General features: G+C 71.5%; 6 protein-coding genes. 5 read left to right on the top strand and 1 reads right to left on the bottom strand.

Features of this window, described 5'->3' with window-relative positions; all coding sequences use genetic code 11:
* Positions 1 to 301 precede the first annotated feature (301 nt).
* Together ABZV94_RS26550 and ABZV94_RS26555 are read left to right on the top strand one after the other, a co-directional pair.
* Positions 302 to 724, top strand: coding sequence for a hypothetical protein (locus ABZV94_RS26550; protein WP_356344451.1), 423 nt, complete (start codon positions 302 to 304; stop codon positions 722 to 724).
* Positions 721 to 2,019: a cytochrome P450 gene (locus ABZV94_RS26555; RefSeq protein WP_356344454.1), complete on the top strand. Its 1,299-nt coding sequence runs from the start codon at positions 721 to 723 to the stop codon at positions 2,017 to 2,019. Before ABZV94_RS26550 ends, ABZV94_RS26555 begins: the two co-directional genes overlap by 4 nt.
* A 147-nt stretch (positions 2,020 to 2,166) precedes the next feature.
* Here the strand turns inward: ABZV94_RS26555 and ABZV94_RS26560 are convergent, their stop codons facing one another.
* Complete coding sequence (locus ABZV94_RS26560) at positions 2,167 to 3,960, bottom strand: adenosylcobalamin-dependent ribonucleoside-diphosphate reductase (protein WP_356344457.1); 1,794 nt, start codon at positions 3,958 to 3,960, stop codon at positions 2,167 to 2,169.
* Between the two features lie 467 nt (positions 3,961 to 4,427).
* Here ABZV94_RS26560 and ABZV94_RS26565 point away from each other — a divergent pair, with 467 nt between their 5' ends.
* The 3 genes from ABZV94_RS26565 to ABZV94_RS26575 form a co-directional block, all read left to right on the top strand.
* Complete coding sequence (locus ABZV94_RS26565; RefSeq protein ID WP_356344466.1) at positions 4,428 to 4,616, top strand: hypothetical protein; 189 nt, start codon at positions 4,428 to 4,430, stop codon at positions 4,614 to 4,616.
* Between the two features lie 542 nt (positions 4,617 to 5,158).
* A complete protein-coding gene (locus ABZV94_RS26570) occupies positions 5,159 to 5,773 on the top strand; it encodes an NADPH-dependent FMN reductase (RefSeq protein WP_356344459.1) in 615 nt (204 codons plus the stop codon).
* 499 nt (positions 5,774 to 6,272) lie between these two features.
* On the top strand, positions 6,273 to 8,202 hold a 1,930-nt coding region (locus ABZV94_RS26575), incomplete at its 3' end, for a PQQ-binding-like beta-propeller repeat protein (RefSeq protein ID WP_356344461.1).

Here is an 8,202-nt window from a genome sequence, read left to right on the forward strand (position 1 = left end):
GTGCGGCTCAGCAGGTCCGCGGCGCGGGCGGTTCACTCACGGTGCGGCCGGCCGCCCGCGATCCGCACGAGCACGGCGCCGCTCGTCATCGGCGCCCCTCCGTCGGCCCTCTTCCATGACGGAGGCCAGAGGGAGCCGATCGGATTGGCCAGCCGCGAGACGGCCGACTCTGCACCTGCTCACGTACGTCCGTGAACCTTCGCCCCATGCACTCACGTGATTACTGCGGACGGTCTCCAGCTCCGGGGACGGTCCACCCGGGCCACGACCCGCCCGCCGGACCCCGTGATTGGTGGTGCTCATGACCGTCGTCCTGCCCGCACGGTACACCGCGGACCTCCAGCACTGGCCCTTCGACCTGCCGTCCCCCGTTCCGCCCGCGCCCGGCACGCACCCCCACCACCCGTCCACCTTCGCGCGCACGCACAACTGGCTACGGGACCATGGCGCCCTCGCCACGGACGCCGACCTCGCCCTGTACCGGCTGCACGACGGGCCCGCCCGGGCCGTGCTCCGCTACCCGGACGCCTCCGCCGAGGCGCTGCGCTTGATCTCCGACTTCATCTCGCCGGCCGCCCAGTGGGATCACCGCCTGAGCCACCCGCCGCACCGGCGGCTTGAGCGGCATTCTGCCCGCGACTGTCCGAGCGCACCGCCCCGGTGCCTCCGTCCGGGGACCGGGCCGGGATGGACCCCGACCGAAGGAGCAGGAACACGATCATGAGCATGTTTGCCGGAGGCAGCGGCCTCACCCTGGACGAGCCGGTAGGCCCGCTCGACCCCACCCTGCCCACCCACGCCGAGGGCAGCCTGCTCCGCCGGTACGGCCCGCTGGTGCCCGTCAGCCTGCCGGGCGGCGTACGCACCTGGGCCGCCACCACCCACGAGGCCTCCCGGATCGTGCTGGAGCACCACCCCCACCTGGTGAAGAGCCCCGCGTACTGGGGCGCCCTTCAGCGCGGCGAGCTTCCCGATGGCTGGCCGCTGCTGCCCTTCATAGTGGGCGAGTCGATGCTCTTCGCCGACGGAGCCGACCACCGGCGGCTGCGGCGCGCGGTGATCCCGGCGTTCACGCCCCGCCGCGTCGCCGCGCTCGCCCCGCGCATCGAGCTGTTGACCCGCGAGCTGCTGGACGAGCTGTCGGTGGCGGCCGACTCGGCGCCGGACGCCACCGTGGACCTCAAGGAGCGCTTCGCCTACCCGCTGGCGCTGCGCATCATCTGCGAACTCTTCGGCATCACCGGCGAAGAACGGCAGATCTCCCTGCGCGACCACTACGCGAACATGCTCGACCTCGCCGCCTCCGACACCGAGCGTCACGCGGCGGCCCTGGGGCTGCACGAGGACCTGCGTCTGCTCGTCGCCGCCAAGCGTGTGGCGCCCGGCGACGACCTGACCAGCGATCTCGTGCGCACCACGGACGGGATCGGCATGGGTGAGGGCGGCACGGATCAGCCCGGTGGCAGCAAGGGCGACGACCGACTGACCGAAAAGGAGTTGATCGACACCCTTCAGCTCGTGCTGATCGCCGGCCACGAGACGGTGCTCAACGCCCTCACCAACACCGTCCACGCGCTGCTGACCCACCCCGACCAGCTCGACCTGCTGCGCGAGGGAGAGCACGACTGGGCCGCCGCGCTGGAGGCCGGTCTCGTCTGGGACGGTCCCCTGCGCAACCTCTACATGCGGTTCGCGGTCCAGGACACCGAGATACTCGGGACCACGGTCCGCAAGGGCGAGCCCGTCATCGTGCTGCTCGCCGCCTCCGACCGGCACGGTACGGCGGGACCGGAAGCCGGGTTCGACATCACACGCTCCCACAGGGGACACCTGGCGTTCGGTGCCGGCCCCCACTTCTGCATCGGCGCGCCGCTGGCCCGCCTGGAGGGAAGCATCGCCCTGCGCGAACTCTTCCGGCGTCACCCGAGGTTGAGCCTCGGGGTCTCCCCCGAGGAGCTGGAGTACGTGGTGTCGCCGGCGGTGAACGGGGTGACGGCGCTGCCGGTGCGCCTGGGCTGAACTCGGCCGGCCCGAGCCGGACCGGTGCCGGGCGCACCGGCGACGATCCGGACGACGCCTTCCTCGGCGGGCCTGCCTCGCAGGAGCGGCGGCGCACGGCGCTGGACCGTCTCAACCTGCTCTGGGTCGGTGTGCGCAAGTTGCCTTTTACCGCAGCAGATCCGCCAACTGCTTGCTCTGACGCGGCGGTTCGGGTTCGATCCGTTGCTCTGGGAACGGGTCGGCGTCGGCGTCCGCCTGCCGACCCGCGCCTTTTGCTGTCAGCAGGTCGCGCGTGCGGGAGCCCTCGCGGTAGACGGACAGCCCCTTGCAGCCGAGCCGCCACGCCTCCAGGAAGGCGGCCGAGACGTCGGCGGGTGTGCAGTCGTACGGCAGGTTCACCGTCTTGGAGACGGCGTTGTCCGTATACCGCTGCCAACGGGCCACCGTGCGCACATGCCAGGACGGCGCGATGGAGTGTGCGTACCGGAACGCCCTCGACACCTCCGCAGGCAGCGGAAGTTCGTGCAGGGGCTTGTGCCGAAGCAGGTCCAGCGCGGCCTGGCGGTCCAGGCCCCCGTGCCGTCGCAGCGCGGCGAGCAGGTCCTCGTCGGCGTGCGTGATGCCGTCCGGGCGCATAACGTCCTTGTTCCAGACGGGCGCGAAGCGCGGCTCGACGCCACTGGAACAGCCGGCCACCATCGAAATGGTCCCGGTCGGCGCGATGGTGGTGACGGCGCAATTGCGCACCGGCAACGGCCGATGAGCGGGCGTCCAGTTCGGGTAGGGGCCCCGCTCCACGGCCAGTTGCTCGCTCGCCTCCCACGCCGCGTCCCGGATCGTCGCACCGATCAGGTCCACGAGGTCCAGCGCCGCGTCGGAGTCGTAGGCGATCCCCATGCCGACGAGCAGGTCGGCGTACCCCATGACGCCGAGGCCCAGTCGGCGGTTGGCGCGGGACGCCTCACCGATGCGTGTGCACGGGTAATGGGAGGCGTCGATGCTGCTGTCCAATAGCCGTACGGCGTCCCGGACGGTCTCGGCCAGCAGGGTGACGTCCACGCTCCGGTGATCGGGCCGCAGGAACGCGGTCAGGTTGAGCGAGCCGAGGGTACTCGCCTCGTAGGGGTAGAGAGTCTGCTCCCCGCAGGGGTTGGTGGTGCGGATCGGGCCGAGCCGGTCCACCAGCGGGTTGGCGCGGTTGATGGCGTCGGTGAACAGCACGCCGGGATCTCCGGTGCGCCAGGCGTTGGTGCAAATCCGCTCCCACAGGCCCGCCGCCGCGATCCGCTCGGTGACCTCACCGGTGAGCGGGCTTACCAGGTTGATCTCGTGGTTCGCCTCTACCGCGTGCAGGAACGCGTCGTCCACGGCGACGGAGAGGTTGAAGGTGTGCAGCCGCCCCACGGTCCGCTTCGCGTCCACGAACTCCCTGACGTCCGGGTGGTACACGGACATCGACGCCAGGTTCGCGCCGCGCATTTTGCCACCCTGGGCGACGACCGAGGTCTCCGCGTCGAAGAGCCGCAGCCACGACACCGGCCCACTGGCGCCCGCCGCCTCGGCGGAGGAGATCGGCGCGCCGCGCTCACGCAGCGGTGTCAGGTCGAAACCGGTGCCGCCGCCGGTGCGGTGGCAGGCCGCGGCCGTGGTGAGGGTGTCGAAGACGGACGCGAAGTCGTCGGCGAGCGGGAGCACGAAGCACGAGGCGAGCTGCGCCTGCGCGGTCCCGGCGTTGTTCAGGATGCGGCCCGAGGGCCAGAAGCGGTTCTCCGTCATCAGCGCGCGGTACCGGGCGGTCCAGTGCCGTACGCGTTCGTCCGCCTCGGCGGCCGGGTGGTGGGCGCGCTCGGTACCGGCGAGGGTACGGGCGACCCGGTCCACCAGGTCGTCGGGGGTTTCGACACGCCGGTCCTCGCCGGTGCGGCGGGCCAGCTTCGCGTGGATCACTTCGGTGTTCACGCGCGTCCAGCCCGGAGATGTCACGCTCAAAGGAGTCCTTGTGCTCGTGCTCACGCGCAGCGGGGCGCGCGCCCCTGCACGGGGGCGCGGCCGACGGCTGCGGCGCGAACAGTAGGAATGTGCGGCGGCGCACGGGACACTCGGCCGCAAGCAGTTGGGCCACGGTAGTGCCGGGCACAGGGTCCGGCAAGTCGCCAATGGTTGCGACGAGGCGCGCTCTGGCGTGTTCCTGTCGGGACGGCCACGGTCACCGGCACACGCCGATGTGGGCGGCGTGGCCGGGCGGTCCTGGTCGGACGCGTTTCATCTTCCCACGTGTGACCGCCACAACCCGGGTGACTGTCATCACCCGGCCACCCCTGAACGCGGCCGGGCCTTCGACCCGTGCACTGCGTGTGTGATGCCGTGCGGCAGACGGCGCCACGCACTTCAACGCCTGGCGACGTCCCGATGTTCCCCGGCGGTCCGTGGATGACAAGTGGGCCAACGGCATCGCGGCCTTCACCGCCGGTACCGGTGGCGGCGGCACCTGCACCCCCGCGCAGCTGCTCGGCAACGCGGGCTTCGAGTCGGGCAACACCGTCTGGACCGCCTCCACCGGCGTCATCACCAACGACACCGGTGAGGCCGCGCACGGAGGCTCGCACAAGGCCTGACTCGACGGGTACGGAACCAGCCGCACCGACACCGTGGCCCAGTCGGTGACCATTCCGGCACGAAGGCGGACTCCCCACCGCCGGTCGCAGTGCCCGCCGTCTGCGCTCCTGACCGTGCCGGCTTCCGGCCGCTCGTCGGTGGTCCGCCGTCCCGCTCACCGTGCCGCGCCGGTCCCTGGCCGTCGGGGAGGCCTGCGCAGAGCTGCGCGGCGTCTTGACGGCTCGGCCGGCCCCGTCCGCCGCCTGCCCGTTGTCCCGGGGGTCGGGCAGCAGCCTGCCGTCCCCCGTCCTGCGGTCGCGCGCCGTTTGTCCGCCGGGTCCTGGCCAACCCGCGCCACCCGTTCACGATGGCCCACTACTTCGGTGCCCGCTGGTTCATGAACCACCGGTCGAGCGACTGAACCGCAGCCCGCGGCAGGTGTCTGCATGTCCCACGTCCCCGGGTATCGAATTGGGATCGCGTCGGGACCTCGTTCCGGCACTCTCAAGTCATCGGAAGGCGGGGCCCGGTGGGGAACCGTCCGAAGGACAGGGAGACCGGGGTGACCAGGATCGTACTGATGTCGGGCAGTCTGCGGCGCGGCTCTGTGAACAGCACCGCCGTCATGACGATCGGGCGACTGCTGGCGCGGCGGGGCGCACAGGTGTGCACGCCGCTGCTGGATCTGCGGACTGTGCCGTATTACGACCAGGACCTCGACACGGCCGACGGCCCGGCCGCGGTGGCACGGGCGCGGCGGCTGCTCGGATCGGCGGACGCCCTGGTGATCAGTACCCCCTCCTACAACGGAGGCGCTCCAGGTGTCCTGAAGAACGCCCTGGACTGGCTCTCCCGGCCCTGGGGCGACAGCGCCCTCACCGGCCTGCCGACGGCGCTGATGAGTGCTTCACCCGGGCCCCGCGGTGCGGCGGACGCCCAGCCGGGACTGCGGGTGAACCTCGAACGCTCCGGAGCGGTCCTCATCGACCACCGGCCCCTCGCACTCGGAGACGCGGAAGCCCTGCCGCGTACGGACCAGGGGTTCACCGATCCGTCGGTCCTGGCCCTGCTGGAGGAACTGGCCGACGCCGTATGGGCGGCCCGGCGCGGCGCGGCCGACGCCGAGGTGATCCGCCCGGCCGGTGACGGTGGGCTGCACCCCGCGGGCGTCGCCTGAGACCGCCGCTCCCGGCGCGGTGCCGTGACGCGCCGCGTCCCTCACAGACTTGCCCCCTGCATGGTGCCCACAAGGTACGCGTCGGGGCAGGAACGCCCGTCCGGCCATGGACGGCACTTCGCTTCGGCACCACGCCACGTGGAGCCCGGATTCAGGAAAGGGGGTGCCCCTCATGACGAAGCTCGTCCGCCGCGTGACCCGCGCCGCCATCTGAGGCGCCCTGTCAGTTCCCCTGCCACGAGGTAAGAATGCGAAGGAGGTGCAGTCCCATGACGAAGCTCGTCCGCCGGGTGACCCGCGCCAACATCTGATGCGTCCTCACCCTGTAGCGCAGTGAGGAATCGCCCCCTGGGGCCGGGTCACCCCAGCCCCGGGGGGCACGTCCACGTTCGCGCAGCCCGGCTCGTAACCCGCCGACGCGGCCTTCTTTCTTGCTTCTCATTGCCTTGCTCACTTCTTGTTGCCGCTTCAGCCCGTCCGACAGGAGTGGAGTCTCACCATGGAGATCCCCGAACGGATCACACGGATCGTCAGCCTGCCCGGCCGCGGGCTCTTGGCCTGTGACGTCCGCGGTGGCCTGCACCGCCTCGACCACGACCTGACCCTGCGCCGGTCGTCCGGTCTGCCCGCCGTGGCGCAGGACCCGGCCGGCTGCCCGGTGTACGGCGTCGCCCTCGTCGGCGACTGGATCATCACCCGGGACAAGACCGGCACCATCTGCCGCTGGCACGCCGACACGCTGCGCCTGGCCGACCGCCTGGACGCCCGCACCACCGCAGACCGCTCCCTGCTGCTGGAGGGCGAACAGCCGTCTCCCACGATGCTGCGCGGCATCGGCGTGTGGAACGGCAAGGCGTACGTGGACAACGGGTACTTCCAGGTCGCCGTACTGGACGTCGAGACCTTCGCCGTGGAGCGCATCGTGCCCTGGCCCCACGGCTACGACATGCTCGAATGGTTCTGCACCGACGCCCCGGGCGTACACGCCGTCGCCGACCGGCACGGGTGCGTGCACCTCGGCTCGCTGGAGGAGTGGTCGTTCCCCACCACGGTGCGCATCGACACCTCCAACGTGCACCGCGTCGTCTACGACGCCCGGCACCACCGCTTCTGGGCCATCGGCGACGCCGGCATCGGCGACACCCACAACGTCTCCAACGGCGTGGTCACCATCGGGCTCGACGGCACGGTCGACCAGCGCATGCACTTCGCCCGCAACGACGTCGAAGGACTCGTCTTCTCACCGGACTTCGCCACCGCCTACATCGGCGGCTTCGACGGGGAACTGCTCCTGTTCGACAACACCACCCCCGAACTGACCGTCCGCAAGCGGGTCACCGGCTTCAGCCACCAGATCATCGACGTCACCATCGACGAGGAGGGGCGCGTCTACACCCTCACCCAGGACGGCGAGATCACGGCGCTGTCCCCGGAGGGCGAGATGCTGCACCGGCTCGACTACTCCCGCCAGTGCGTGTGGGACCTGCGCCCGCTGCCCGGTGACCCCACCACCGTCCTGGCCGCCACCGACGACGGAACCGCCGTGGTGCGCCTCGACACCCGCGGCGAACACGCCCGGCTGGACCTGGTCGACGAGTACCACGGCGCGCCGGGCTTCGCCCGCCGGGCCGAGCCGTGTGGCGACGACCGCGTGGCGATCTTCTGGCCCGACACGGTGCGCCGGTTCACCCCCGACGGCACCACCGTGTGGGAGGCCCGCCTGCCCGGCATCGTCCACACCGCCTCGGTCTCGCCGGACCACGGCCGCGTCCTGGTGGCCTGCAACGCCGGCGGCTTCGAGTTCGACGCGGCCACCGGCCGGCAGCTGCTGCACATCGACGGGCTGCCCGCCAGCGCCTGGGCGTCGGCCTATCTGCCGGACGGGAGGCGGGTGTTGGGCTGCCGTACCGGCAGGCTCGCGGCCTACGACGAGAGCGGTCGCGTCTCCTGGGAGACGGAACTGGAGAGCTACCCCAAGCGGCTGCTGGTCGACGGCGACCGGCTGCGCGTCACCGGGGGTGGCGGCGTCAAGGAACTGGTCGTCGGCGAGGACAAGCCGAGGCGGCAGTTCGTCGAACTGCTCGACAACACGGCCGAGAACTGCGCACTGATCGACGGCACGATGTGCGTGGTCACCTACGGCATGCAGATCGCCGCCTACGACCACGACAGCGGCGAACTGATCGCCCTGCACGAGGACTTGCCCGACTTCCCCAAGGGCATGACCGCGCTGCGCGGCGACGACGGCCGGGCGTACGTGGTGGTCGGCGGCCGGGGCGGCTACCTGCGCCTGTACCGGCTCGACCGCAGCGGCGAGGGTCCGGTGCTGACCGTGCTGCGCGACCTGTGGCTGCCGCGCTCCTCCGGCGCCCGCCCCTTCCCCGCCGCGGCCGTGCTCGCCCGGTACCACCACGTCCCGTTCATCGTGG

This window comes from Streptomyces sp. NPDC004658 (assembly GCF_040609555.1).
In the GTDB taxonomy this organism is placed as follows: Bacteria; Actinomycetota; Actinomycetes; order Streptomycetales; family Streptomycetaceae; genus Streptomyces.